Annotated in this window: 24 protein-coding genes; 15 read left to right on the top strand and 9 right to left on the bottom strand. The window is 64.6% G+C overall.

What is annotated here, in order from left to right; all coding sequences use genetic code 11:
• The first annotated feature begins 82 nt into the window (after positions 1–82).
• Positions 83–817, top strand: a complete 735-nt coding sequence (locus NY78_RS12830) for a peptidoglycan-binding protein (RefSeq protein WP_197084243.1) — start codon at positions 83–85, stop codon at positions 815–817.
• Positions 818–985: 168 nt separating this feature from the next.
• Here the strand turns inward: NY78_RS12830 and NY78_RS12825 are convergent, their stop codons facing one another.
• Genes NY78_RS12825 through NY78_RS12815 form a run of 3 tightly spaced genes read right to left on the bottom strand, consistent with a single transcriptional unit; the run spans position 986 to position 4,110 of the window.
• Positions 986–2,161 carry an ABC transporter substrate-binding protein gene (locus NY78_RS12825; RefSeq protein WP_043636592.1) on the bottom strand — a complete coding sequence of 392 codons (1,176 nt, stop codon included), beginning with the start codon at positions 2,159–2,161 and terminating at the stop codon, positions 986–988.
• Positions 2,162–2,169: 8 nt separating this feature from the next.
• Positions 2,170–3,333, bottom strand: coding sequence for a tetraacyldisaccharide 4'-kinase (locus tag NY78_RS12820; protein ID WP_043636589.1), 1,164 nt, complete (start codon positions 3,331–3,333; stop codon positions 2,170–2,172).
• A 60-nt stretch (positions 3,334–3,393) separates the two neighbouring features.
• Positions 3,394–4,110, bottom strand: coding sequence for a Bax inhibitor-1/YccA family protein (locus NY78_RS12815; RefSeq protein ID WP_043636586.1), 717 nt, complete (start codon positions 4,108–4,110; stop codon positions 3,394–3,396).
• Positions 4,111–4,212: 102 nt separating this feature from the next.
• On the opposite strand from NY78_RS12815, the gene NY78_RS12810 reads away from it, so the two are divergent.
• The 3 genes from NY78_RS12810 (at position 4,213) to NY78_RS12800 (ending at position 6,785) form a co-directional block, all read left to right on the top strand.
• Positions 4,213–5,181 (top strand): ABC transporter ATP-binding protein, encoded by a 969-nt coding sequence (locus NY78_RS12810; protein WP_043636583.1) that lies wholly within the window; start codon positions 4,213–4,215, stop codon positions 5,179–5,181.
• Positions 5,171–6,148: an ABC transporter ATP-binding protein gene (locus NY78_RS12805; RefSeq protein ID WP_043636580.1), complete on the top strand. Its 978-nt coding sequence runs from the start codon at positions 5,171–5,173 to the stop codon at positions 6,146–6,148. Before NY78_RS12810 ends, NY78_RS12805 begins: the two co-directional genes overlap by 11 nt.
• A gap of 145 nt (positions 6,149–6,293) precedes the next feature.
• Positions 6,294–6,785, top strand: coding sequence for a hypothetical protein (locus tag NY78_RS12800; protein ID WP_043636577.1), 492 nt, complete (start codon positions 6,294–6,296; stop codon positions 6,783–6,785).
• A 431-nt stretch (positions 6,786–7,216) separates the two neighbouring features.
• On the opposite strand, the gene NY78_RS12795 is transcribed toward NY78_RS12800, so the two are convergent.
• Positions 7,217–7,537, bottom strand: coding sequence for a hypothetical protein (locus NY78_RS12795; RefSeq protein ID WP_043636575.1), 321 nt, complete (start codon positions 7,535–7,537; stop codon positions 7,217–7,219).
• Between the two features lie 143 nt (positions 7,538–7,680).
• On the opposite strand from NY78_RS12795, the gene NY78_RS12790 reads away from it, so the two are divergent.
• The 3 genes from NY78_RS12790 to NY78_RS12780 all read left to right on the top strand — a co-directional run bounded on the left by NY78_RS12790 (position 7,681) and on the right by NY78_RS12780 (position 11,217).
• Positions 7,681–8,076: a MucR family transcriptional regulator gene (locus NY78_RS12790; RefSeq protein ID WP_043636572.1), complete on the top strand. Its 396-nt coding sequence runs from the start codon at positions 7,681–7,683 to the stop codon at positions 8,074–8,076.
• Positions 8,077–8,482: 406 nt separating this feature from the next.
• Positions 8,483–10,492: a B12-binding domain-containing radical SAM protein gene (locus NY78_RS12785; protein ID WP_053062203.1), complete on the top strand. Its 2,010-nt coding sequence runs from the start codon at positions 8,483–8,485 to the stop codon at positions 10,490–10,492.
• Between the two features lie 380 nt (positions 10,493–10,872).
• On the top strand, positions 10,873–11,217 hold the full coding sequence (locus tag NY78_RS12780; protein WP_043636570.1) for an FmdB family zinc ribbon protein: 345 nt from the start codon (positions 10,873–10,875) through the stop codon (positions 11,215–11,217).
• Positions 11,218–11,479: 262 nt separating this feature from the next.
• Here the strand turns inward: NY78_RS12780 and NY78_RS12775 are convergent, their stop codons facing one another.
• Genes NY78_RS12775 through NY78_RS12765 form a run of 3 tightly spaced genes read right to left on the bottom strand, consistent with a single transcriptional unit; the run spans position 11,480 to position 15,595 of the window.
• Positions 11,480–14,068 (bottom strand): cobyric acid synthase, encoded by a 2,589-nt coding sequence (locus NY78_RS12775; protein ID WP_043636568.1) that lies wholly within the window; start codon positions 14,066–14,068, stop codon positions 11,480–11,482.
• Positions 14,068–15,138, bottom strand: a complete 1,071-nt coding sequence (locus NY78_RS12770; RefSeq protein WP_043636566.1) for a histidine kinase — start codon at positions 15,136–15,138, stop codon at positions 14,068–14,070. Before NY78_RS12770 ends, NY78_RS12775 begins: the two co-directional genes overlap by 1 nt.
• Before the next feature lie 22 nt (positions 15,139–15,160).
• The gene (locus NY78_RS12765; RefSeq protein WP_043636563.1) at positions 15,161–15,595 is read right to left on the bottom strand and encodes a YidH family protein; all 435 of its coding nucleotides are present in this window, start codon (positions 15,593–15,595) and stop codon (positions 15,161–15,163) included.
• Between the two features lie 231 nt (positions 15,596–15,826).
• On the opposite strand from NY78_RS12765, the gene NY78_RS12760 reads away from it, so the two are divergent.
• Complete coding sequence (locus NY78_RS12760) at positions 15,827–18,121, top strand: nitric-oxide reductase large subunit (RefSeq protein ID WP_043636560.1); 2,295 nt, start codon at positions 15,827–15,829, stop codon at positions 18,119–18,121.
• A gap of 293 nt (positions 18,122–18,414) precedes the next feature.
• On the opposite strand, the gene groL is transcribed toward NY78_RS12760, so the two are convergent.
• Both groL and groES read right to left on the bottom strand, forming a co-directional pair.
• A complete protein-coding gene (gene groL, locus NY78_RS12755) occupies positions 18,415–20,055 on the bottom strand; it encodes a chaperonin GroEL (RefSeq protein ID WP_043636558.1) in 1,641 nt (546 codons plus the stop codon).
• A gap of 53 nt (positions 20,056–20,108) precedes the next feature.
• Complete coding sequence (gene groES, locus NY78_RS12750) at positions 20,109–20,399, bottom strand: co-chaperone GroES (RefSeq protein WP_043636556.1); 291 nt, start codon at positions 20,397–20,399, stop codon at positions 20,109–20,111.
• 25 nt (positions 20,400–20,424) lie between these two features.
• Here groES and NY78_RS24700 point away from each other — a divergent pair, with 25 nt between their 5' ends.
• From NY78_RS24700 to NY78_RS12720, 7 genes are read left to right on the top strand one after another with little or no spacing between them, the layout of a single operon-like run.
• Positions 20,425–20,832, top strand: coding sequence for a hypothetical protein (locus NY78_RS24700; RefSeq protein WP_156180935.1), 408 nt, complete (start codon positions 20,425–20,427; stop codon positions 20,830–20,832).
• Between the two features lie 19 nt (positions 20,833–20,851).
• A complete protein-coding gene (locus tag NY78_RS12745) occupies positions 20,852–22,771 on the top strand; it encodes an NADH-quinone oxidoreductase subunit 5 family protein (protein ID WP_043636555.1) in 1,920 nt (639 codons plus the stop codon).
• On the top strand, positions 22,771–23,619 hold the full coding sequence (locus NY78_RS12740) for a respiratory chain complex I subunit 1 family protein (RefSeq protein WP_197084245.1): 849 nt from the start codon (positions 22,771–22,773) through the stop codon (positions 23,617–23,619). The genes NY78_RS12745 and NY78_RS12740 overlap by 1 nt, the downstream gene beginning before the upstream one ends.
• A gap of 30 nt (positions 23,620–23,649) precedes the next feature.
• The gene (locus NY78_RS12735) at positions 23,650–24,093 is read left to right on the top strand and encodes an NADH-quinone oxidoreductase subunit B family protein (RefSeq protein ID WP_043636550.1); all 444 of its coding nucleotides are present in this window, start codon (positions 23,650–23,652) and stop codon (positions 24,091–24,093) included.
• A 51-nt stretch (positions 24,094–24,144) separates the two neighbouring features.
• On the top strand, positions 24,145–24,510 hold the full coding sequence (locus NY78_RS12730; RefSeq protein ID WP_043636548.1) for an NADH-quinone oxidoreductase subunit C: 366 nt from the start codon (positions 24,145–24,147) through the stop codon (positions 24,508–24,510).
• A 12-nt stretch (positions 24,511–24,522) separates the two neighbouring features.
• Entirely contained in the window at positions 24,523–25,749 is a 1,227-nt protein-coding gene (locus NY78_RS12725; RefSeq protein WP_043636546.1) for a hydrogenase large subunit, read from the top strand.
• Positions 25,750–25,766: 17 nt separating this feature from the next.
• Entirely contained in the window at positions 25,767–26,129 is a 363-nt protein-coding gene (locus tag NY78_RS12720) for a 4Fe-4S binding protein (protein ID WP_043636544.1), read from the top strand.
• Positions 26,130–26,193: the final 64 nt, after the last annotated feature.

Genomic DNA, 26,193 nt, shown 5'->3' with positions numbered 1-26,193 from the left:
TTCGGACTTGACGAAATCGCCTGGGCGTGGACTCATAGAGTTGTGGGAGTGTCATGCAACCCACAACCGAAGGAGTCCCTTCATGTCGCCTGCCGTCGCCTTCACCTCGTCCCTGGCCGAAGAATACCGCCGCCTGTATGCCGCCGCCGCCATCCGCCCCGAGCGGGCGGCTGAAACGGCCCGTCTGGCCCGACGCATGGCCGAGCCAACCCGGTTGGCCCGCTACCGGACGGTCGGGGACCGGGTCGGCGTGCCCTGGTTTGTCGTGGCCATCCTGCACGCCTTGGAAGGGAGCCTGGATTTTACCCGCCACCTGCACAACGGCGATCCGCTGACCGGGCGCACCGTGCGCGTGCCCAAGGGTCGCCCCCTGGCCGGAACCCCGCCGTTTGCCTGGGAGGACAGCGCCACAGACGCCCTGGCCCTGGCCGGTCTGGACGCCTGGGACGACTGGAGCATTCCCGGAGTGGCCTACGTCCTGGAGCGGTATAACGGCTTTGGCTATCGCCGTCGGACGCCGCCCGTGCCCAGTCCCTATTTGTGGAGCTTCACGACGGTCTATGTGTCGGGCAAGTATGTGGCTGACCATGTCTGGTCACAGTCGGCAGTGAGCCGGCAATGCGGCGGCATGGCCCTCTTGCGGGCCTTGCTTGAGGCTGGTCTGGCCGAACTGCCCGGAGACCGGGCGGCGCATCGGCCGGGCGAGGAAACCGGATTGGCGATGTTGCCCTTGAACCGGGAACCAGCCGTGTCCTGGCCGGCCGGGGCTGCCGGCCTGTGCGTCGCGGCCACGGCCGCCCAGACGCTTCGCGTCTAGGGGACCGTCGCCCAGGGCGCCCGCCCCTCCAGCTCTCGTCCAGCGCCAAACCCCCTGGAAAATTGGTTCCCATCAAGGGGGCCGGGGGGATTATCCCCCCCGGCCGCCGGAGGCACTCTTTCTCTTCCCCTTCTTCTCTCCCCCTCTCTAGCCTCTCCCTCCCCCTCACTAGTCGCACGGCTGCGGCGGCGGGGCTTCGATGGTGTCGAGGCGGGAGCCGCCGCCGGCCACGCGGCTGATGTAGAGGGATTTGACCGGGTTGCCGTCGTCGATAAAGTCGAAGACGCCGGTGACGCCGTCGTGGGGCGGGAGTTCGATGAGGGCTTTGGTCAGGGCTTGGGGTTTGACCGAGCCGGCCTGGGCTGCGGCGGCGACGAGCACGTCCACGGCGTCCTGGGTCAGGGCTCCGAGTTCGGTGGGCGGGCGTTTGCGTTCCCGGGCAAAGGCGGCCGCGTAGGCCGCCGCCCGCGCCCCCGGGGCTTCCTGCCGCCAGTGGTCCACGAAATAGGCCCCGTCAAAGGCGGCCAGCCGGGAGACTTCCGGGCCGTCCCAGGTGTCGCCGCCGATGAGGATGCCGGTGAATCCGGCCTTGCGGGCGGCCAGGCCAAGCAGCACCGCTTCCTTGCCGGCGACCGGCAGGAACAGGCCTTGCGGCGCGTCGGCCAGGGCTTGGGCCACGATATCCCCGAACTGGCGGGTGCGGTCCTGGTAAACGAACACGGCCGGGCGGCCGCCGCAGGCGCTAAAGGCCTGGGCAAAGGCGTCGGTCAGGGACTGGCTGGAGAGATCGTCTGCATTGGCGATGATGGCCACCCGGGTCAGTCCCAGTTCCCGGCTGGCCAGCCGGCCGAGGACCATGCCCTGGAAGGCGTCGGTAAAGGCGATGCGGAAAATGTTGGGCCGGCCGGCCGTGACTACGGCTGCCGTGGACGAGGGGGCGATGAGCGGAATGCCGAGCGCATCGGCGGCCAGGGCGGCGGCGTCGGCCTGGCTGCTGGCGTAGGGGCCGATAATGGCGGTCACATGGTCTTTTTCGACAAGTTTTTTGACCGCCTGGGCCGCCTCCTCCGGGGAATCCTTGTCGTCGGCGATAAAGAGGCGCAGGCGACAGGGCTTTCCGTCGATGGTCGGCTGGCCTGCGGCATTGGCGGCGTCCACGGCGAACCGGGCCGCTTCCAGGGCGTCGCGTCCGGTCCGGAAGTCCTCGCCGCTAAATGTGGCGATAAAGCCCAGGCGCAGTTCCGTGTCTTTGTTGCCAAAGCAGCCGGCCGCAAAGAGCAGGCCGGCTCCCAGGGCCAGGGCCGCAAAGAGGACCGGCAGCGGGGGGCGGCGGCGCATTGGCATGGACGCTCCTAGTCGGTCAGTCGTTGGGACAAAATGGCGCCGAAATGGTCTTCCCACCAGGCCAGGAACGGCTGGTCGGTAAAAAGCGTTGGGCCAAAAACCACTTCCGGATCATAGGTCCACACCGTCAGACCGTCCAGATGGGCCGCGCCTTGGCGTAGCTTGAGATCGAAGCGCGGGCTGGTGACGATGGTGGCGGCCCGCAACCGGATGGCGTCGGCCCGCAGGTGTTCGAAGTCCTGGCGGGTGAAGCGATGGCGGTCATGGACGAAAAAGGCCATGCGCGGCGCGGCTTCGAGGTCGCGGCGAAAGAGATCGGGCAGGCTGTCGCGGTCGGATTCGCCAAGGACCGTGATGTAGGGTGTGCCGGCCAGGGCCGAGGCTTCGGCCGGGCCGTCGGGGCCACGCCAGCGCCAGAGGTCGAAAGTCATGGCGAAAATAGGCTTGCCGTAGACGGCCAGACGTTTCTCGGCTGCGGCCATGGCCGCCTGGATGGTGTGGGGACCGGCGTGGATGATGAAGGCCGCGGCCTGGGACAGCACCTCTTGCCCGCGCCGCCAGGAGCCGGCCGGGAACACCCGGCCGAAATTCGCACCCAGGTCGTCGGGGGTGAGGATGGCCAGCTCCAGGTCCCGGCGTAGGCGCGGCTGGCCCAGGGCGTCCTGGAGGAGCAGCATGTCCGGGCCGAAGGTGCGGATGGCCGAGGCAGCGGCGTTTCGCGGATCGGCGTCGATGAGGATGCGTCCTGCCGGGGCGTAGCGGGCCAGCAGGGCCGCTTCGACGCCGGCCTCGTCCGGGTGGGTGCCGGGCATGACCTGGAACGGGTGGGCCGGCGGGCAGCCGTCGCCGACCGGCCCGGCCACGGCCGCGCCCACGCCTCGGGCCGCAGCCCAGCCCAGAAGCCAGGAGGTCAGCATCACCCGGCCCCGGCAGTCCGGGGACATGCCGCCGACCGCCACCGTGGCCGCAGCCGGCCGGCAGACTTTGGCCAGGTCCAGGGCAAAGCAGCGGGCTTCCAGGCGTCGGTAGAGGGCAAAAAGTCTGGACGGCGGGATGAGCAGGCCCCGAAGGAGCCGGCGGCCGAGGTCGCCCGGAGCCGGACGCGGGGCCGAAAGGGTGGAGGGGCGGGAAGGTTTGTCCCTTCGCCGCCGGGTGCGACGTGCGTTGGCCATGGCGGGGATTACCCGTTTCCGGCCAAGGCTGGCCGGAAACGGGCATGTACAATGAAGGGCCTAGTCCCTGCTCGATCCGCCGCCAAAAAGGCGCAGCATCATGAGGAACAGGTTGATGAAATCGAGGTAGAGGGTGAGCGCCCCGAGGATGGTCCCCCGCCGCACGGCCGTGGCGTCGTCGGCCGGGGCCATGTCGCCCATGACCTTGAGCTTTTGGGTGTCGTAGGCGGTAAGGCCCGTGAAGACCAGCACGCCCACGCAGGAGATGATGAAGTCCATCATGGCGCTTTTGGTGAAGATGTTGACCACCGAGGCAATCACCACGCCGATAAGGCCCATGAACATGAAGCTGCCGAGGCTGGTCAGGTCGCGCCGGGTCATCAGGCCGTAGAGGCTCATGGCCCCGAACATGCCGCCGGTGACCAGAAAGGCCTTGAAGATCGTGGCCTGGGTGTAGACGATGAAGATGGACGACAGGGTCACGCCGTTAAGCGCGCTGTAGAGCATGAACAGCCCGCTGGCCGTGCCGGCCGACAGACGGTTTATGGCGGCGGACAGGCCGACGACCAGGGCCAGTTCGGCGATGATCAGGCCATAGAATATGATGGCATTGCCGAAGACGGCCTGCCTGATGGCCGGGCTTGAGACCACGAAGACCGAAGCGGCGGCGGTCACCAGCAGGCCCAGGCTCATCCAGCCGTAGACGCCGCGCATGAAGGCGTTTACAACTTCGACGCGGGACTGCGTCGTTTGCATTGAGCGGTACGGGTAGCTCATGTGAATCCTCCTGAGGAATAAACGAGACTATGTTCAGTCTATAACGCGCCGTTTGGCCGGTGGCAAGTGGAACCGGGCCAGCCGGGGGAGCGAAGGAGCGGCATGGAGCAACGGCTTTTAGAAGTGACAGGGCTGACCACGGTGTTTGACGGTCCGTCCGGGCCGGCCATGGCCGTTGACGACGTCGACCTGACCCTGGACCGGGGCGGGGTGCTGGCGGTTGTCGGCGAATCGGGCTGCGGCAAGACCGTGCTGTCCCTGTCCATGCTCGGGCTGGTGTCGCCGCCCGGGCGGGTGACGGCCGGCCGGGCGCTTCTGGGCGGGGTGGACATCCTGGCCCTGCCCGAGAGCGAGCGCCGCACCATTCGGGGCCGGCGGGCCTCCATGATCTTTCAGGAACCCATGACCGCGCTCAATCCCGTGCTGACCATCGGCGATCAGGTGTCCGAACCGCTGCGCGTCCATGCCGGGGCTTCCCGGCGCGAGGCCCTTGATGCGGCCGAGGCCATGCTCGCCCGGGTCGGGCTGCCCGAGCCGCGTCGCCGGCTGGCCGGCTATCCCCACGAACTGTCCGGCGGCCAACGCCAGCGGGTCATGATCGCCATGGCGCTCATGCTCTCCCCGGAGCTTTTGATCGCCGACGAGCCGACCACGGCCCTGGACGTCACGGTCCAGGGGCAAATCCTGGAACTGATGCTCGATCTGGCCCGGGACGCCGGCACGGCCATCCTGCTTGTCACCCACAATCTCGGGGTGGTGGCCCAGACCGCCGACGACGTGGCCGTCATGTATGCCGGCCGGGTGGTGGAACGCGCCCCGGTGGCGGCATTTTTCAAGGGTCCGGCCCATCCCTATTCCCAGGGCCTGCTCGCTTCGCTGCCGCGCGTCGATGCCCCCGGACGCCGCCTGTCCCCCATCCCGGGCACGGTGCCAGGTCTGTCCGACCTGCCGGCCGGCTGCCATTTCCACCCCCGCTGCCCCCACACATTTGAACCCTGCTCCCGGCAGACGCCGCCGCTTTTTGCCTTGCCCGGCGGCCGGCAGGCGAGGTGCTGGCTCCATGCATCCTGAAGACTCCGCCAAACCGCTGCTGGAACTGGCCGGCGTTTCCCGCCGCTATAGCACCAAAGAGGGTTTTTTCACCCGACGCGAACGGGTGGTGCGGGCCGTGGACGATGTGGACCTTGTCGTGGCTCCGGGCGAGACGCTGGGGCTGGTCGGCGAATCAGGCTGCGGCAAATCGACCCTGGCCCGCATGGCCGTCGGCCTGGAGCCGCCCAGTGCCGGCACAGCGCGTCTGGCCGGCATCGACCCCTGGGCCGGAACCACGGCCCAGCGCCGCCAGTTGCCGCGTCTGGTGCAGATGATCTTCCAGGACCCCTATTCCTCGCTCAATCCGCGCCTGCCTATCGGCTGGACCGTGGCCGAAGGGCTGCGGGCCATGGGCGGCCTGTCCGGCCGGGAGCGACGGGAACGGGTGGCCGCGTTGCTGACCCAGGTGGGACTGGCCCCGGAACATGCCAGACGTTTTCCCCACCAGTTTTCCGGCGGCCAGCGCCAGCGGGTGGCCATTGCCCGGGCTCTGGCCCTGTCGCCGGCCCTTTTGGTGTGCGACGAGCCGGTCTCGGCCCTGGACGTGTCGGTGCAGGCCCAGGTCCTAAACCTTCTGGCCGATCTCAAGGAGCGTCACGGGCTGGCCTATCTGTTTATTTCCCACGATCTGGCCGTGGTCGGCCATTTAAGCGACCGGGTGGCGGTGATGTACCTGGGACGGATCATGGAACTGGCCCCGGCCCGCGCCCTTTACGCCGGGCCGCGCCATCCGTATACCAGGGCGCTGCTCGCGGCCGTGCCGGGACTCGACCCCGGCCAGCGGCGACGGGTTGCCCTGCCCGGCGAAACGCCCAATCCGGCCGCCGCCCCGACAGGCTGCGTGTTTCATCCCCGCTGCGACCGGGCCGTGCCCGGCTGCGCCGACGAAAGCCCGCCCCTGGCCGAGGTCGCGCCCGGACATTTTGTGCGCTGCTCGCGCCTGTAGAAGAGGAAGAGAAGAGAAAAGAGGCCTCCGGCGGCCGGGGCTTTGCCCCGGACCCCACCGGGGGGATGATCCCCCCGGACCCCCGCAACGCTTGGATGCGGGAACGGGCGGGACACGACACGAACGATACGCAAGGAGAGAAGCGATGGACGACATCGAAAGAGCCAGTCAGGAAATATTCCGCGTCTTTATGGCCGAACACTGGGTTCGGTTCTATTTCGCCATGGAGAACGAGGGCGTGGTGTTCCTCGACGTGCCGGCCGAGGTGATTGAGGCGCTCAAGGGGGCGGATGCCGTTCTGGGCGAGTTCGTGGCCGGCGTCAACGGCCAGTCCATCGACATGGAATCCTCGCGCCGGTCCGTGGCCGAATTTGTCTTTCGCACCATGGAAGGCGGCTCCTACCCGCCTGGCCTGGTAGCCCGGGCCTTTGACGGCAAACCCCTGGCCCTTATGCTCAAGCTTTTCTCGGTCTGGTTGTCCGGCCACGAGGAAATGCTCGACGCCGAGGCGCTGCCTCTGCTTGAATGGGAGCGGCTTTTCACCGTCTGGCGGCAGGACCCGGCCGTGGCCCGCTTCGCCGCCAATCTGGCCACTGCCGGCAATCCGGCCACGCCGGCCAGCGGCGCGATCCACTAACGAAACAAGCGTTGTTCCGGCGACGAGCCTGCACCCACTACAACACACAGTACTGTGGGTTTCCAATGGCGCTCTTTTCCCCTTGCCGGGGGCTTCAGGTCCGGCTGCCGGAACAGCGCCGCCGCTCGTTACGCGCAAACGACGGTTTGTCCCGATCCACAACCGGCCGGCTTGCCAGCCAACGCCAAGAATTCCTCGACAACTTCTTCCATTGCCGGGGTCCTGGGGGATTATCTCCCGACCCCCGGCAACGGTGGTTCTCATCAAGGCCAAGCGCCGCCTGTGACGCTCCCGCCTCTTTTCCCCTCTTTTCTTGCCGGACTTCCGCCCACCGATCTGGCAGCGTCCACAGTCAAATCAAACTCCCCCCAGGGGGGATTCCAAAGGGACGCAGTCCCTTTGGCCGCCGGAGGCCTCTGCCTCTTCGCGTTCTAGCGGTACCGCCAGCCGCGCATCCGCATGCACTTGGTAAAGGCATCCTGGTTGGCGTCGTCTTCGGCCACGTTGGCCACCCAGCGCGTGGCCTGGGCCTCGATGGTGGGGTCGTACTCGAACCGGTCCAGCCCAAAGGTGGGCGGCACGTCGCTGTTGGCTTCGGCTTTGCAGAGTTCCTTGTCCTGGGCGAGGCGGGCCTTGGCCTGGGACTGGTCGATGATGTTGGAGTTGACGTAGGATTTGCCGCAGCCGGCCAGTCCCAGGCCGGTTGCCAGCAGGACAGCGGCGATTGCCGCCGGGCGCAACGTCAGGTTCATGCAGGTTCCTTTGCGAACATATTTCTCTCCTGAATATTTTGTCATCTCTTCGCCTGCAACCTTTTTCGCTGACAGGCGACATGCCTGACATGGGGGTGTTGTGTTTTCGCACCCGATCTATCTCGCAGTTTGGAGGACTACCCATGGAAGAGCATTTGTCCCTGGCATTGGAAATCGTGAAGGCCCAGGCCAAGGTCCGTAATATGGGCGGAGAGGAAATCCGGTCCCTGGTGGCCAAATTGTCGGCCACCATACGGAGCATGGACCTTGATGCCGCAGTACCCGGCAGCACGGCGGCCGACGCCAAGAAGGCCGTCAAGGAACGGACCATCACCTGCCTGGAATCCGGCAAGCCGTTTAAGATACTGACCCGCAAGCATCTGGCCAAATTCGGCCTGACGCCGGACGAGTACCGGGTGAAGTGGGGGTACGCCAAGGATATGCCGCTGGTGTGCAAGGCGTTGCAGCGCGAACGCCGCAAGAAAATGCGTGAACTGCGCCTGTGGGAACGCCGCGGCCAGGACCAGACCGCAGCCTAATCGCGGGCGTAGAAAATAGTTTGCCTTGCCTGTTTCGGGCCGTGGCTGCCTTTTGTGCAAAGCGTGGAGCGCTGGCGCAATCCGCAAAGCCCCGGCCCGATTTGTTTGTCCGGCTGGCGGGCTGTCCGCTGGCGCGGTCCGCCGCACTTCCTTCCCGGTTCCTGTCCCCTGGCCATGGCCGCTGATGCTTTAGGCCCAAGCGGGTAAGCGGCCCAAAGATTGGCGTGGAAAAAGGGGCGGATTCCGCGTACCTTGCCTGAAAAGAAGTAGCGGGAGACAGACTGCCTGAATTTCGCCGGCCCCTCGTCCATGACCGGCAACAGATGGCAGACGCCGCCGTTGGCGACGATCCGTCGGTCTTCGGCCGGCCCGCGCAAACCTGCCATCCCCTCACAGGCGTCAGATCATGCGGTCGAAAAAACAGCTGCTCCTGATCAATCCCCCGGCCAATGCGGATGTCGGCAAACAACTGCATCTGGAAAATCTTGGCCTGGGCTATATTGCCGCAGCCGTTCGCCGCGAGCTTGGCGACAGCCACGAGGCCCATATCTGGGACTGCTCGATTGTGGACCCGGCCGGGAAATTCATCAAGCCGCTCCTTCAAAAATTGTCTCCGGACTATGTCGGCCTGTCGCTGTCCACCATGAACGCCAACGGGGGCGTGCAGGTGGCGGCACAGATCAAGGAATTCGATCCGTCGATACGGATTGTCCTGGGCGGCATCCTGCCCACCTCGCTGGCCACGGACGAGCTGGGGATGTTTCACCCGGACGCCATTGTCCGGGGGGAAGGCGAAGCCCTGGTGGCGCCGCTTCTGACCGCCCTTGACGCCGCTGCCGGGACTGGGGCGCAGGATGTGCTGGAGGTGTCCCAGGATGTTCCCCTGGACGTGGACGCCGTGGGCTGGCCGGCGCGGGACATGCTGCCCTGGCAGCTGCGGCTGCATCCGCAAACGAGCATCTCATCCTCCCGCGGCTGCCCATACCGTTGCAGTTTTTGCAGCATCCCCCAGCCCGGCGGGAAAAAGGGCTGGCGGCCGCGCAATATCGAGGATGTCGTGGCCGAGATGGAGTTCATCCACAAGCGCCACCACTGCGCCCATTTCTATTTTGTAGACGATAATTTCGTGCTGCCAACGGCCAATTCTCGCCAACGGGCCGAGCGCTTCGCCCATCTGGTCCTGGAAAAGCTGCCGGATATCCGGTTTGGCTTCATGTGCCGCTCGGCGGCCATTGAGACGCAACTCTTTACGCTGCTTAAAAAGGCCGGGCTGTCCGGCGTCTTTCTGGGCATCGAATCGTTTTCGCAGCCCGTGCTCGACCGCTACCGCAAGCAGGAAACCGTCGAGGAGCACATCGAGGCCATCAGTACGCTCAATGACCTCGGCATTACCACCAATCCGGGCTTCATCTTTTTTGACCAGTGGACCAAGGTGTCGGAAATAAACGACACCATAAACGTCATGAAGCGGATTCATTTCCAGTCGCTCGAATCCATGAATTCCAAGCTGACCTGCTACAAAGGGTCGGCTATTGCCGATGAAATAACCGAGAATTTTGACGAAAAGCCGTCCATTGGCATCAAGAAATACGCCTTGCAGGATGCGGCCGTCCAAAAGCTCTTTGATCAATGCTGCACCATTTTTTATCAGGTGCTGCCGGCCATGGAGAGCTATGTCGCCTATCAGCAAAAGAGTTATTGCATGGGCTATCTGCTGCCGTATTTTCTCAATTCCAGCCGCGAGACCCTGTTCCTGAAATATTACACGGAAAGTCACGGCTTCTGGAAGCAGGGGGAGCGGGTTGTCATGCAGTTTCTCCAGGACAGCGCCAATGCCGACGCTGGGGGGGCAGGCGACATCGGCCCGATCCTGGCCGAGGAGGTCGATCCGCTGTGGCGGCAGGGCAATGACACGGCCGAGCGTTTCTTCCGCTTGGCCGGCGTCGTTCTCCTCAATCAGCTGCGCCACGAATCGATTTCCAAGGTCCGGCTGGCAGCCCTGGGATTTACCTCCCCGTTGGCCGGCCTGGACCTCGACGCCCTGTTTGCCCACGCCGAGACGGTCCGCCCGGAAAACCGTCTTGTCCTGGCCGAGAGCATGGCCCACTACCGGGGCGTCAAGGCCCAGGACGCCTTTGCGTTCTTGTTGCAGGAAGACAGCGACGCAGTCGCCGTTGCGGCCATTGATGCCGCCCTGCGCATTTTTTACCTGCCCATCGTCCCCCTGGCCGAGGCCGCCCTGGACAGACGCGAAGGCGGCGGGTCGCAGGAGCTGCGCCAGGCCGTGGCCAAGGCCCAGGCGCTTTTCCAACTGAGCTACCCGGAGTACATCCTGGCCTACGGCCGGCAGGTCAATGCGGGCGGCGAGGGCAACCTGCTGCCCGGCCTCGCCTCGCCGCCGGCCGGCCGGGCCTGATCTCCGGCCAGTCCCGGCCCGGTCGCCCGCGCCCGTCCGTTCCCGGCCGGGAACATCCGGGGCACGGCGGCCCGGTCGGACGGGATGCGCCCCGCTGACGTCCGCTCCCGGCCGGGAAAACCCCGACACCGCGGCGCCGTTGGGGACACGGCCCTCCACAGGCGGCCGCATCCGGCCGGGAAAGCCCGCGCAGACGGGTTTTTCGCCCGCAGCGCCCCTTGACTGCCCGGGGTAACCGCTTATTCTAATTGGCGCTCGACGTTGCCGAGTGCTGCTCAAAAAATTGCGGCAGCAGGGACGGCCCTTGACAAACAGGGGCTTAAGGTGGACTGGTTTCGGCCGGATTTTACGGTCGCAAGCCTTGTTTTGGGGAGAGGATCATGCCCATCTACGAATACAAATGCACCAAGTGTGGCAAGGAATTTGAAGTGCTGCAGCGCCGCTTCGATGTCGATGAAGCGCCGTGCGAGTACTGCGGCGCGCCCGGCAAGCGCTTCATGTCCAACACGTCCTTCGTGCTCAAGGGCACGGGCTGGTACGTCACCGACTACAAGGCCAACGGCGGTTGCAGCGCCTCGGGCGGCGGAGAGGGCGGCACGGCCAAGTCGTCCGACGCCCCGGCCGCCGATGCTGCCCCGGCTGCCTCGCCCTGTTCTTCCGGTTCCTGTTCGTCCTGCCCCAGCGCCGGTTCGAGCGCTTCCGCCAGTTCAGACGCCAGCTCGTAGCCGCCTGCCGGCGACCCCCGAGATTTTCCCGCCTGCGCCGTATTGGCCGCGTTTTCTTTTTGGAAAACGCGGCCAATACGGCGGGCGGTTTTGTTGCGTGGCGGGGGGAGAGGCGGAGAATAAAAAGAGTGCCTCCGGCGGCCAAAGGGCAGTGCCCTTTGGAAACCCACCTGGGGGCTGTTTGATTTGACCGCGCACACTTCCAAGCCGGTGCTTGGAAGCCGTGCAGGAAAAAACGGGAATCAGCCGCGCGGACGCAAGGCTACAAGCCAAGCAGCCGGACCACGGCGGCCAGGCCCAGGCTGGACTCGATGGCGTCGGCCAGGCGGTCCAGGGCCGGTTCGATGTCGTAGACGGCCAGACGGCCGACCGGAGCCAGTCCCCGCCGGGCGCGCAGGCCGTCGCAAAAGGCCCGGCGATAGGCGTCGGCGTCGAAGATGCCGTGCAGGTAGGCCCCCCAGATGGGGCCGTCTGCCGCAGCGTAGCCGATGGCTGCGCCGTCGGCCCGCGCCACGGCCACGCCCAGCCCGTCCTTGGCCGTGGTCACGCCGTGATGGATCTCATAGCCGGCAAGCGGGAGGCCCGTGGCCGTGTGGACCGCCTGGGTCAGGGTCAGGGTCTTTTCAGCGGCAAGCGTGGTGGCCAGGGGCAAAAGCCCCAGCCCGGCCGCCTCGCCGCGTCCCGACTCCAGGCCAAGCGGATCGCTGACCGTTTGCCCGAGCATCTGCAACCCGGCGCACAGCCCCACCACCTCGGTTTTCCCTTCCCCGGCCAGGGCCGAAATGGCCGCCGCCAGGCCCGAATCCCGAAGCCAGGCCAGATCGGCCAGGGTGTTCTTGCTGCCGGGCACGATGACCGCGTCGGGCCGGCCCAGACGCGCAGCCGCCGTCACCCGGCGCACCCGGACGTCGCTCTCCACGGCAAAGGCGTCGCAGTCGGTGAAATTGGACCCATGGGGCAGGTCGATGACCGCGATGTCGAGCAGTGTTGCGTCGCCGGGCAATGTCTCGGGCAGGCTTCCCCCCTCTTTAAAAGTCACCGAATCCTCTTCCGGCAACCCAAGGTGGGACAGATACGGCATCACGGCCAGCACGTCGCGGCCGGTGCGCCGCCGCAAAAAGGCGTTGGCCGGAGCCAGCAGGCCGGCGTCGCCTCGGAAGCGGTTTAAGATATAGCCGGCAACCATGGCCCGCTCGTCTTCGGGCAGACATTCCATGGTGCCCAGAAGTCCGGCATAGGCTCCGCCCCGGTCGATGTCGGCGGCCAGCAGCACGCGCGCCCCGGCATGGCGGGCCATGGCCATGTTGACGATGTCATGGGCCTTCAAATTGATCTCGGCCGGGCTGCCCGCGCCCTCGATGACCATGACGTCAACCTCGCCGGCCAGGGCGTCGTAGGCGTCCTTGGCTGCGGCAAAGGCCGTGGGCTTATATGTGATGTACTCGCCCACCCGCATGGTGCCGACCGGCTTGCCAAGCACAATGACCTGGGAGCCGCACTCCGAAGTGGGCTTGAGCAGGATGGGGTTCATGCGGGCGTCCGGGGCCAAGCGGCAGGCCCGGGCCTGGACGATCTGCGCCCGGCCCATTTCCAGGCCGTCAGCCGTGACCCCGGAATTGAGCGACATGTTCTGGGACTTGAACGGGGCCACGCGGTAGCCGGCCCGGGCCAGCAACCGGCCGATGCCGGCGGTCAGCACGGATTTGCCGGCATTGGAGGCCGTGCCCTGGAGCATGAGCGCCGGGGTGGGGCGTTTGGGGCGGGTGGCCGGGATGGGGCAGGCGTCAAGGACGGCGGCCAGCCCGTCCAGAATGCGCCGGGTTTCGGCCAGGGGGCGCACGGCGATGCGCAGATAGCGGTCGGTGAGGCCGGAAAAATTGGAGCAGTCGCGCAGGGCCACGCCGTGCTCGACCAGCATCCGGCGGCAGACCTCCGGGGCATTGGGGCCGGTCAGGGACAGCCGGGCCAGCAGGAAATTGGCTGCGCCGGGAAAGACCGTCAGCCCAAGGGCAGCCAGTCCGGCGGCCAGGGCTTCGCGCAGGGGCGGCAGGGCCCGGCGGGTGGCTTCCAGGAAGTCGGCGTCGGCCAAGGCCCGGGTGCCCACGGCCTGGGCCAGGGAGCTGACCGACCAGGGCGGCAGGCTGCGGCGCACCCAGTCGGCCAGATCGGGACTGGCGGCCAAGAGTCCCAGGCGCAGGCCCGGAATAGCGAAGCTCTTGGTCAGCGACAGCAGCACGGCCACGTTGTGGGGCCGGTCCCCGGCCAGACTGACGAAATCGGGAACGAAGTCGGCAAAGGCTTCGTCCACCACGAAAAGGCTCTGGGGATGCCGGTCGGCCAGGGCCACGATGTCGGCCACGCTGGCCAGTGCGCCGGTGGGATTGGCCGGACTGGCGATAACGACCATGGACGGCGAGCGCAGGACCGCCTCGACGCGGTCGATGTGCAGGGCGAAGCCGTCGAGTTCCGACCCGGGCAGACGGCGCACGTCCATGCCGGACTTATGGCTGGCCGTGGCATAGTCGGCGTAGGCTGGGGAAGGGATGACCGCCCGGGCCAGTCCGGTGCAGCGGGGCAGGGCAAAAAGGAGTTCGCTCGTGCCGTTGCCGGCCACGAAATGCGAGGCTGGCGCGCCGTAGCGGGCGACGGCAGCGGCAATGAGATCGGTGGCTTCCGGGTCCGGGTAATGGATGAGATCGGAGACGCCGGCGCCTACGGCGTCGCGCAGCCAGGGCGGCGGCCCCAGCGGATTGATGCTGGCCGAGGCGTCCAGGATGTCGGCCGGGTCGCGGCCGCAGGCGGCGGCCAGGGCGCGCAGGTTGCCGCCGTGGGGAAAGGATTGTTGTTGCATTATCTGCCTGCCCTTTGCGGCACGAGCATGACCAGATACCAGCCCGTGGCGCGAAGCCTTGCGGCCAGGACCAGCTCCTTGCCCTGGGCCAAGACCATGGGCCAGCGTTTTTCCGTTTCAGCCCGTTCGATGACGGCCTCGCCAGCGGCGTTTAACGCCGCATCCGGTGAAGACAGCCCCTTTTCCAGGCCCATGGCGGCCAGTCCCCGGTCCGCCCGGAAGTAAACGACCGCGTCGCCGGCCTTGGCGTTTTCACTGTCCATAAAGGCGGCCAGTTTGGGGTCGCTGGCGGCAATGGCCTTGCCGCGCCGGTTGATGATGACGGCCCTGGCTCCGGGAATGGCCGCCAGATCGGCCAGTATCCGGCTGGAGAGCTGGGGGATGGTGACGTCGCGGGAGGCCACGGCCAGGAGGGTTTCCCCGTCGTAGACCGGGCAGGACACCGTGACCATCATGCCGTCGCCGGCCAGATCGAGATAGGGCGACTCCCAGCCGCAGGCTTTGCCGGCAAAATCGGCCACCGTGTAAAAGCCTTTGTCCGTGGGCTTATAGTTGTTGACGGCCTCGGCCAGGGGGAGGTGGGGATAGATGGCAAAGCTCTGGCCCGGGGTGGTCAGGTAGACCCAGGACGAGGGCAGCGCGTCATAGCTGGCGGCCATGGCCGGGGCCAGCCGGGACAGGACGGAGATCTCGCGGAAGGTGTCGTCGGTGAAATTTTCGCCGTCATAAAAAAAGAGCGACTGGCAGGGGGCCTTGGCCGCCGGTTCCGGGCCGCAGGGGCCTTGCAGGTCGCGGAAGGACACAGTGCCGTCTTTAATGGCGTAGCTCTGGAGCGCCCGGCTGCGTTCTTCCGGGCTTGGCGGGGGGGCGGTGCGGGCGAGGTCGCGGTAGGCCGCGCCCAGGCCCTTGGCGCTTTGCTCCAGGGCGGTCAGGGCATCGTCCAGGCGGCCGGCCGCAGTGGCGACCAGGGCGGCGGCCAGGGGCGAAGGCGCGGCCTCGGCCCGGACCCGGGCGGGCAGAAGGCTGCCGGCGGCTAAGAGCGCCAGCAAGAAAACAGTCAGGGCGCGCATGGCGGCTCCTCTCTCGGGGCGGTTACTGCATGATCAGATGCCAGAAGACCGAAGACAGGCCGAGGATCATGCCGATCACGGCCACAGTGAAAATGATGTCAGGGGTCGGGGAAAAGACCTTGGCCCCGGTGTTGATGCAGCGGCGGATGTACCAGAAGCGCCACACCGCCACAACCATGACCAAAACGCCCACGGCAAAGGTGGACAGGGTCACGGCCTCGGTGTGCAGATGCTTTTGGGCCATGCCCTCGAACATGGGGACGTTTTGTAGTTGGCGGATAAAGAAGTCGAAACGCTCGATGACGAAGCTGAAGCCGAAAAGGGCCAGGCCGGTGCGGCACCAGGCCAGAAAGGTGCGCTCGTTGGCCAGATGGTTGCGCTGCCAGGCGAGAAGCACCTGCGGGTTGGTCAGATCATAGGGGTGGTTGGTCTGGTCATTGGGTGCGGCATCCGGCATGGCGACTCCTTGTGAGCTGAGGCTGCCATGGAATAGCCCGGCAGGGGCGCAGTGGTCAACGCGGGACGACGGCGGACGCGGGACGGCGACGGATGGACGGCGTCGGCTGCCTGGCTGCAAGGCCAGGGGCGCTGCCAGGGCAGGGAAAACGCGCCAACCCATTGCGTTCGGTCGAATCCAGCGTAGGATGGAGCAATCCATCTTGTCTTTGCATCGGGAAAGGAGGGAGACATGCCATCCGACGGTACTTCCGAGACATCCTTGTCGCCCTGGTGGCGCAAGGGAGTCGTTGCGGCGCTGGTGATCGGCTTTGCCCTGGAAATCCTTATCGCGTTTCAATCCTACCGCAATGCGCCGCCTGTCCCGGACAGCGTCCGCGATGGCTCCGGCCAGGTCGTGTTCACGGGCGCGGACATCGTGGCCGGCCAGCAGATTTTCCTCAAATACGGGCTCATGGAAAACGGTTCGATCTGGGGCCACGGGGCCTATCTCGGGCCGGATTTTTCGGCCCAGTATCTCCACGAGCTGGGCCTGTCCGTCAGCCGGGGCCTGGCTCCCCAGCGGTTTGGCCGGGATTTTGAGGCGCTCTCGCCCCAGGAGCGCGAAATCCTTGGCAAGGAAGTTTCCCTGCTGCTCAAGGAAAACCGCTATGACGAGAAGGCCAAAACCCTGCGGCTAACGCCCTTTGAGGCCCAAGCCTTCCGGCAGCAGATCGCAGCTTGGACGGGCTATTTCACCGATTCGGCCGCAAGCGGCGGTCTGCCGGCAAAATACATCAGCGACGCCAAGGAACTGCATGATCTGACCGCCTTTTTCGCCTGGACGGCCTGGGCCTCCATCGCCAACCGGCCGGACCAGGATTTCTCCTACACCAATAATTTCCCCTACGATCCGGCCCTGGGCAATACGCCGACCAGCCAGACCGTGTTGTGGAGCGCGCTGAGCCTCATCACCCTGCTCACCGGCATAGCCCTGGTGCTGTCGGCCTTTGGCAAGTTCGACTACCTGGGCTGGAAGGGCACGGGCGAGCATGTCCACCCGCAGATGCTTCCGGGCGTGGCCACACCCGGCCAGCGGGGGCTGGTCAAATACTTCCTGGCGGCCGCGCTGCTGTTTCTTTTCCAGGTCATGGTGGGCGGGGCCACGGCCCATTTTCGGGCCGATCCGGGCAGTTTCTACGGCTTCGACCTGACCACGATCCTGCCGAGCAATCTGCTGCGCACCTGGCACCTGCAATCGGCCATCTTCTGGATCGCCACGTCCTTCGTGGCCGGAGGGCTGCTGTTGGGGCAGGCTCTGGGCGACAAGGAACCCCGGGGGCAGGCGGGGCTTGTGCATGGGCTCTTCTGGGCCTTGGTCCTGGTCGTGGCCGGGAGTCTTTTCGGGGAACTGGCCGGCCTTCGCCAGTGGCTGGGGGATCTGTGGTTCTGGTTCGGCCACCAGGGCTGGGAATATCTCGACCTGGGGCGGGGCTGGCAGATTCTCCTGGCCATCGGCCTGATCGGCTGGGTGCTCATGTTGCTTCGAAGCGTCATGCCGGCCCTGCTCGATCCCAACCGGCGCGAGATCACGACCTTGTTCCTGCTGGCCGCCCTGGCCATCCCGGTCTTTTATCTGCCGGCCTTTTTCTTCGGCGCGACCACCAATTTCACGGTGGTGGACAACTGGCGGTTCTGGATCATCCATCTGTGGGTCGAGGGCTTTTTCGAGCTGTTCGTCACCGTGATGGTGGCCGTGACCTTTTTCAGGCTCGGCATGGTCTCGCGCACCACTGCCGCCCGGGTCATCTACCTCGACGCCATCCTGTTTCTGGGCAGCGGCATCGTGGGCACCGGCCACCACTGGTACTTCAGCGGCCAGTCCAACCTCAACATGTCCCTGTCGGCTCTTTTTTCCGCCATGGAAGTGGTGCCCCTGACCCTTTTGACCCTGGACGCCTGGGATTTCGTCAAGCTGACCCGGTCGCACTGCGACGTCTGCGGCAGGCAGGTCAACATCCCGCACAAGTGGGCGTTTTACTTCCTCATGGCCGTCGGGTTCTGGAATTTCGTCGGAGCCGGCATCTTCGGCTTTCTCATCAACCTGCCCATCGTCAGCTACTTCGAGGTGGGTACGCTGTTAACGCCCAACCACGGCCACATGGCCCTCATGGGCGTGTTCGGCATGGAAGCCCTGGCGCTCATGGTGCTTTGCTTCCGGCAGGTGCTCACCGACGAGCAGTGGGCCGGGCCGCAGCGCCTGATCCGCATCTCCTTTTGGGGCCTCAACATCGGTCTGGCCATGATGGCGGCCGGCAGCCTCTTCCCGGGCGGCGTGCTGCAGGTCTACGACGTGCTGCAAAACGGCTACTGGCACGCCCGGGGGTTGGACTACTTGAATCGCGACCTGACCCGGCTCATCGAATGGGGCCGGATGCCAGGCGACGTGGTCTTTATTGCCGCCGGCGTCGTGCCCATGGTGCTGGCGGCGATGCTGACGTACTGGCGCATGAAGACGACGGCGCCGGCGGCCGGGGGTGCCGTGTGAGGGGAGGGGACGGATGCCTCCGGCGGCCAAAGGGATTGCGTCCCGTTGGAATCCCCTCCTGGGGGGAGTTTGAGTTGACTGTGGACGCTGCCAGATCGGCGGGCGGAAGTCCGGCAAGAGAAGAGGTGGAAAGAGGCCGGGCCGGAACAGGCGGCGTTTGACCTTGACGAGAACCACTGCGGCTGCGGCGATCAACGGGAGTGACCGCCTTTTGGAATCCCACAGCGCGCAACAAAAAGGGGCCGGGCAAAAGCCCGGCCCCTTGACGGTAACCTAGGAAGGGAAGCGGTCGGCTAGTACATGCCGCCCATGCCGCCCATGCCGCCGCCGGGCATCGGGGGCATATCCTTTTTGGCCTCGGGCTTTTCAGCGATGGCCGCCTCGGTGGTCAGGAGCAGGCCGGCCACGGAGGAGGAGTTCTGCAGGGCGATGCGGGTGACCTTTTTGGGGTCGATGACGCCGGCCTTGATCAGGTCTTCGTATTCGCCGTTGGCGGCGTTGAAGCCGAAGCCGTCCTTGCCGTCGCGGACCTTGGCGACCACGATGGAGCCTTCGAAACCGGCATTGCCGGCGATCTGGCGCAGCGGCTCTTCGATGGCGCGGCGCACGATCTCGATGCCGGCCTGCTCGTCGTCGTCAACGGCCTTGATGGTGGTCAGGCTCTTGACGCAACGGACCAGGGCGACGCCGCCGCCGGGGACGATGCCTTCTTCAACGGCAGCGCGGGTGGCGTTCAAGGCGTCTTCCACGCGGGCCTTCTTCTCTTTCATCTCGGTCTCGGTGGCCGCGCCGACATTGATGACGGCCACGCCGCCGACGATCTTGGCCAGACGCTCCTGCAGCTTCTCTTTGTCGTAGCTGGAGGTGGTCTCTTCGATCTGGGCGCGGATCTGCTTGACCCGGGCCTTGATCTTGTCGCTGTCGCCAGCGCCGTCAACGATCGTGGTGTTTTCTTTGTCGACGATGACGCGCTTGGCCTTGCCAAGGTCGGTCAGGGTCATGTTCTCAAGCTTGAGGCCCAGGTCTTCGGAGACGCACTGGCCGCCGGTGAGGGAGGCGATGTCTTCGAGCATGGCCTTGCGGCGGTCGCCAAAGCCCGGGGCCTTGACGGCGCAGACCTGGAGGGTGCCGCGCAGCTTGTTGACAACCAGGGTGGCCAGGGCCTCGCCCTCGATGTCTTCAGCCACGATCAGCAGGGGACGGCTCATCTTGGCCACCTGCTCGAGGACCGGCAGCAGGTCCTTCATGGCGGTGATCTTTTTCTCGTTGATCAGGATCAGCGGCTCGTCGAGCTCGCACACCATGCGCTCGGGGTCGGTGATGAAATAGGGGGAGAGGTAGCCGCGGTCGAACTGCATGCCTTCGACGACGTCAAGGGTGGTTTCCATGCCCTTGGCTTCCTCGACGGTGATGACGCCTTCCTTGCCGACCTTGTTCATGGCCTCGGCAATGATGTTGCCGATGGTGGCGTCGGAGTTGGCGGAAATGGTGCCGACCTGGGCAATTTCCTTCTGATCGCGGGTGGGCTTGGCCAGGGTCTCAAGCTCGGCGACCACGGAAGCCACGGCCTTGTCGATGCCGCGCTTGATGGCCATGGGATTGCGGCCGGCGGCCACAAGCTTGACGCCTTCGGTGAAGATGGCCTGGGCCAGGATGGTGGCGGTGGTGGTGCCGTCGCCAGCGATGTCCGAGGTCTTGGAAGCGACTTCCTTGACCATCTGGGCGCCCATGTTCTCGAACTTGTCTTCCAGTTCGATTTCCTTGGCCACGGTCACGCCGTCCTTGGTGATGATCGGGGAGCCAAACGACTTCTCGATGACCACGTTGCGGCCCTTGGGTCCAAGGGTGACCTTCACGGCATTGGCCAGCTTGTCCACGCCGCGTTTCAGTTTCTCACGGGCCTTGGCATCGAACAGAATTTCTTTAGCAGCCATGTATATTCTCCTTGGGCTAAAAATCGTAAATAAAAAGCAAAGGCGTTGGGGCCTTAGGCTTCGATGACGGCCAGGATGTCGTCTTCGCGCATGACGAGGAAGTCTTCGTCATCCACCTTGATCTCGGTGCCGGCGTACTTGTTGAAAAGGACCAGATCGCCCTTTTCGACGTGCATCTTGAGATGCTTGCCGTCGTCGGCGATCTTGCCCGGGCCGGCGGCGATGATCTCGCCTTTCATGGGCTTTTCCTTGGCGGAATCGGGGATGATGATGCCGCCTTTGGTGACTTCTTCCTGCTCCAGACGCTTCACAAGGACGCGATCGCCTAAGGGTTTAAGCTTCATACTATGACCTCCATGGATTTTTCAGATGGACCGGCTGCTGGCACTCGACCGGGGCGAGTGCCAACGGTTGGCGGGAAAATATCTAAACACATTGCCGCGAAAGGCAAGGGGCATTCGGGCAAAAAAAATGGGTTCGGTCAATTTTTCTTGGTTCTTTGTAACATATTGGAATGTCGAATTCTTCTTTTGGAACAGCCGGGGCGGTCGCAGCCCGGAGCCTGGGAAAAGAGCGGAACGGCCTGATTTATCCAGGAAAGAGACCCTTGTGAAAGGAATCACGCTGTTGCAGCGGGTGGAAATATCTCGTAAGAGGCATAAACTTGACGTTCTTCCCCTGGGGGAGCAAAATAATTCAAAAGCAGGCGGTCACTTTGCTTGCGGATTGTTTTGCCCTGCGGCGGGGGTAGAACGTGTGTCCCAGGCGGTCCCCTAACTTTTTTATCGAGGTGCCTATGCTCGACACGCTGGTCTTTGTGACGGTGCTGCTGCCATTTTTGGTTGCAGCCGTGTTGCTGGTTTTGCGAGAGCAAAATCTGCGCAAGGTCATCCTGGTCGCCACGGCGGGAGTGCTTGCACTCGCGTCGCTGGCCATGCTCCGGGGCGGTGCGTTTATCATGTCGCCAGCGCCACTGTATGACTCCCTTATCACCCTGGGTGATTTTGTCATACTGTTTGTGGTGCTGTTTGTCGGTATGAAACGTAAAAACCAGATTATCATCTGGCTCACCGCGGCCCAGATCATCGCCCTCATCTGGCTTGATTTCTTCACGCTGAAGGAACACGGGTCCGTGCCGGCCTTCTTCGCGGATGACCTGAGCCTGGTTATGGTGCTGGTCATCTCCATCGTCGGTTCCCTCATCGCCGTCTACGGCATCGGCTACATGAAGGAACACGAAGAACATTTGCATCTGACCAAGTCGAAGCAGCCCCAGTTTTTCTTTTTCATCGTGCTCTTCCTGGGGGCCATGAACGGGCTGGTTTTGGCGAACAATCTCCTGTGGATGTACTTTTTCTGGGAATGCACCACCCTGTGTTCGTTTATGCTCATCGGGCATGACGGCACGGAAATCGCCCGGAAAAACGCCGAGCGCGCCTTGTGGATGAACGTCCTTGGCGGCACGGCCTTCCTGTTCGGCATCATTTTGTTGCAGAAGATCGTCGGCACCCTGTCCCTCCAGGACATCCTGGCCCGGGGTCCGCAATTCGCCGTGGCCGGCGGAGCCATCCTGGTGCCCATGTTCCTGCTGGTCTTTGCCGGCATGACCAAGGCTGCCCAGGCCCCGTTCCAGAGCTGGCTGACCGGCGCCATGGTCGCGCCCACCCCGGTCTCGGCCTTGCTCCACTCCTCCACCATGGTCAAGGCCGGCGTCTACATCATCGTGCGTCTGGCCCCGGTCTACGCCGGAACCTACTTCAGCAACTTCGTGGCCCTTTTCGGGGCCTTCGTGTTTCTGGCCACGGCCTGCCTGGCCGCCGGACAGTCCAACGGCAAAAAGATCCTGGCCTATTCCACCATCTCCAACCTGGCGCTCATCATTGCCTGCGCCGGCATCAACACCCCGGCGGCCATCACGGCAGCCATCATGTTGATCCTGTTCCACGCCATCTCCAAGGCCCTCATGTTCCTGTGCGTGGGCGCCATTGAGCAGAAGATCGGTTCCCGGGACATCGAGGACATGCGCGGCCTGTTCGCGGTCATGCCCCGTACGGCCCTGGTCGCCATCATCGGCATCATGACCATGATGCTGCCGCCCTTTGGCATGCTCATGGCCAAGTGGATGGCCATTGAATCCGCCCAGGGGCAGTTCCTGCTCATGATCATGCTGGCCCTTGGTTCGGGCGTCACCGTGCTCTTCTGGTGCCGTTGGGCCGGGCTCATGCTCGGCACGCCGGTGGCCAAGGGCCGGCCCGAGGCCCAGGACATCACCGTGCGCGCGCCGCTCTACATCCTGGCCGGCCTGGCCATGGTGGTCAGCTTCTTCTCGCCGGTGGTCTACAACACCCTGGTCGCCCCGGTGGTGGCCATGTACTACAAGACCGTGCCCTACACCCTGCCCTACGGCAACTTTGATTCCAAGATGGGCATTTTCCTGGTCTACCCGCTGTTCATCCTGCTTGGCCTGGGGTTGTTCTTCGCCCTGCGGCAGGCCCGCAAGGTGACGGCCGCCCAGTGCTCCCAGCCCTACATGTGCGGCGAGCAGCTGACGGTTGACGGCAAGCCCGGCTTCCTCGGCCCCCTGAACCAGTATGTGCCCGCCACCGCCGGCAACTACTACCTCGCCCAGTTCTTTGGAGAGGAAATGCTCTCCAGATGGATCAACGTCATCGCGCTCGCTGTGCTGGTGATCATGCTCTTTGGAGGCGCCCTGTGATTACCAAGATCATACTCGCCGTCTTGGCTCTGGTTGCGGCTCCGCTCCTCGGGGCGCTGATCACCGGCGTGGACCGCCGGATCACTGCCTGGCTGCAGTCCCGCTATGGGCCGCCGATCCTCCAGCCCATCTACGACGTCTTAAAGCTCCTGGGCAAAGAGCCCATGGTCACCAACACCTGGCAGGCCGTGTGCGCCTACGTCTACATCGTCGGCGCGGCCCTGTCCGTGGTCCTGCTCTTTACCGGCTCCGACCTGCTCTTGATCTTCTTCGTGCTGACGGTCGGCGCGGTCTTCCTGGTCATGGGCGCCCTGGCCTCGCCCTCGCCCTACAGCCAGATCGGCGGCCAGCGCGAACTCCTGCAGATGCTGGCCTACGAGCCGCTTCTGATCCTGGTCTTTGCCGCCATCGCCATGGTGACCGGCAGCTTCAAGGTCAGCGCGGTGTACGAACTGTCCCGGCCGCTGCTCTACGACCTGCCGCTGATGTACATTGTCCTGGGCTATGCGCTCACCATCAAGCTGCGCAAGTCGCCCTTTGACATCTCGGCCAGCGCCCACGCCCACCAGGAACTGGTGCGCGGCGTCTACACCGAGTACTCCGGTCCGTTCCTGGCCATGATCGAGATCGCCCACTGGTACGAAGTCATCCTCGTGCTCGGGCTGTGCGCGCTTTTCTGGTCGACCAGCGTCGTCGGCATGGTCGTGCTGGTGGCGGTGACCTACCTGGCCGAAATCATCGTGGACAACGTCACGGCGCGCCTGACCTGGCGCTTCATGCTTAAGTCCGCCGTCGGCATGGGTCTGGCCCTCACCGTCGTCAACATGCTTTGGCTCTATGCCCAATAACGACCGACAAGCCAAAAGAGAGAGCACGCCATGTTAGGCAATCTGATCAATCAGGGACGCATCAAATCCCCGTGGGTGGTCCATTTCGATTGCGGCAGCTGCAACGGCTGCGACATCGAGGTGCTGGCCTGCCTCACGCCCATCTACGACATTGAGCGCTTCGGCATCTTGAACATCGGCAACCCCAAGCACGCCGACGTGCTGCTCGTCACCGGCACCGTCAACCAGCGCAACAAGCATGTGCTTAAAAACATCTACGACCAGATGCCCGGACCCAAGGCCGTTATCGCCATCGGCGCTTGCGGCTGCACCGGCGGCGTCTTCCGCGAGGCCTACAACGTCGTCGGCGGCGTGGACAAGGTCATCCCGGTCGATGTGTACGTGCCCGGCTGCCCGGCCCGACCCGAGGTCATCATCGACGGCGTGGTCGCGGCCCTGGAAAAGGTCAAGACGCTGCTTGGCATGACCGCCTAGCCGCAAACCGACGAGGCACCGGGGACCGTCCCCGAAGGCCAGGAGAATACTGTGCTGGAAACGATTCCTCTTCCCCTCGACGAAGTCGTCGCCGTGGCCAAAGAGCACTTCGACGGCGGCTGGCGGCTGGTCACCATGACGGCTGTGGATACCGGCGAGGCCGGCTTTGAAATCTTTTACCACTACGACAAAGATCTGGTCATGAAGCATTACCGGCTCTCCATCCCCAAGGAGACCGTGGTGCCGAGCATCTCTCCCGTCTACTTTGCGGCGCTCCTCGTGGAAAACGAGATCCGCGACCAGTTCGGCATCTGCTTCTCCGACATCGTCCTCGATTTCGGCGGGGCCTTGTACCTTGAAGCTGAAGTCCGCGCCATGCCGTTTTGCAAGGTCAGCGTGGCCCAAAAACAGTCTTAGAGAGGGAAGCGTATGGCCCGTACTATATTGCCTTTTGGTCCGCAGCATCCGGTCCTGCCGGAACCCCTGCACCTGAAACTGACCATTGAAAACGAAATCGTGGTCGAAGCCCTGCCCACGCTCGGCTACGTCCACCGCGGACTGGAAAAACTGTGCGAAGTCCGTGACTTCAACCAGATGGTCCAGATCGTCGAACGCGTCTGCGGCATCTGCTCCTGCCTGCATGCCCTGTGCTACTGCGAAGGCATCGAGGAGATCATGGGCATCGAAGTGCCCCGTCGCGCCAAATACCTGCGCACCATCTGGGGCGAACTCCACCGCGTCCACAGCCACCTGCTCTGGCTGGGCCTTTTTGCCGACGCGTTTGGCTTTGAGAGCCTTTTCATGCAGTTCTGGCGGGTGCGCGAGCGCATCATGGACATCATGGAAGCCACCTGCGGCAACCGCGTGGTGGTCTCGGTCAACGTCGTCGGCGGCGTGCGCCGCGACCTCTCCCCGGAACAGTGCCAGTGGATCGAACAGCAGCTGATCATTTCCGAAAAGGAAATCCGCCAGCTCCAGACCACCATCTTAAACGACTACACCGTGAAAAAGCGCTGTTGCGGCAAGGGCGTGCTGACCAAGGAGCAGGCCTACCAGCTCGGCGCGGTCGGTCCCATGCTGCGCGGCTCGGGCTGGGCCCAGGACGCCCGCCAGACCGGCTACGCCGCCTTCGGCGAACTCGGCTTTGAGCCCATCGTCGAATACGACGGCGACTCCTACGCCCGTTGCGCCGTGCGGTTCCGGGAAACCCTCCAGTCCTTTGACATCGTGCGCCTGGCCATTGCCCGGATGCCGGCCGGCGAAACCGCCGCCACGGTCGACAGCGGCTCGGACGACGACACCCCGACGACCATTACCGGCAATCGCGGCAACATCATACAGTCTTACAACCGCGACAAGCACCACCACATCACCGCCGCCCCGCCCCCAAACCTGGACATCCCGGCCGGCGCCCTCGCCGCCAAGGTCAAGGGCAAACCCGACGGGGAAGCGGTCACCCGCGTGGAACAGCCGCGCGGCGAACTCATGTACTACTTAAAGGGCGACGGCTCGAAGCATATGGACCGGGTGCGCATCCGCACCCCCACGTTCGCCAACATCCCGCCGCTTCTGGCCATGCTGCCGGGCTGCGAGCTGGCTGACGTGCCGGTCATCGTACTCTCCATCGACCCCTGCATCAGCTGCACCGAACGGTAAAAAAGGAGCGCGTTTCCATGTTCAACATGACCAAAAACGTCGTCGCGAACCTCTTCGCCAAAAGCTCCACGAGGCTCTATCCGTTTGCCGTGCGGGGCCATTTCGAGGGGTTTCGGGGGACGTTGCACATCAATATCGACGAATGCATCTTCTGCCGGACCTGCATGATCAAATGCCCGTCCCAGTGCATCGCCGTCGACAACAAGGCCGGCACCTGGACCTGCGAAGCCATGAGCTGCGTGTACTGCGGCGTGTGCGTGGACGTCTGCCCCACCGGCTGCCTGTCCATGACCAACGACCACCGCCAGGTGGCCACGGAAAAGCAGACCATGTCCTACCAGGGCGTGCCCAAGAAAAAGAAAAAGGAAGCTGCCGAATAGCCGTTTCCTGATCGAAACCTGATACCCAGGCGCCCGTTCGTCGGTTTCCGGCGAACGGGCGCTT

Source organism: Desulfovibrio sp. TomC, from assembly GCF_000801335.2.
In the GTDB taxonomy this organism is placed as follows: Bacteria; Desulfobacterota; Desulfovibrionia; order Desulfovibrionales; family Desulfovibrionaceae; genus Solidesulfovibrio.
This window is presented reverse-complemented; position numbering and strand designations above follow the sequence as displayed.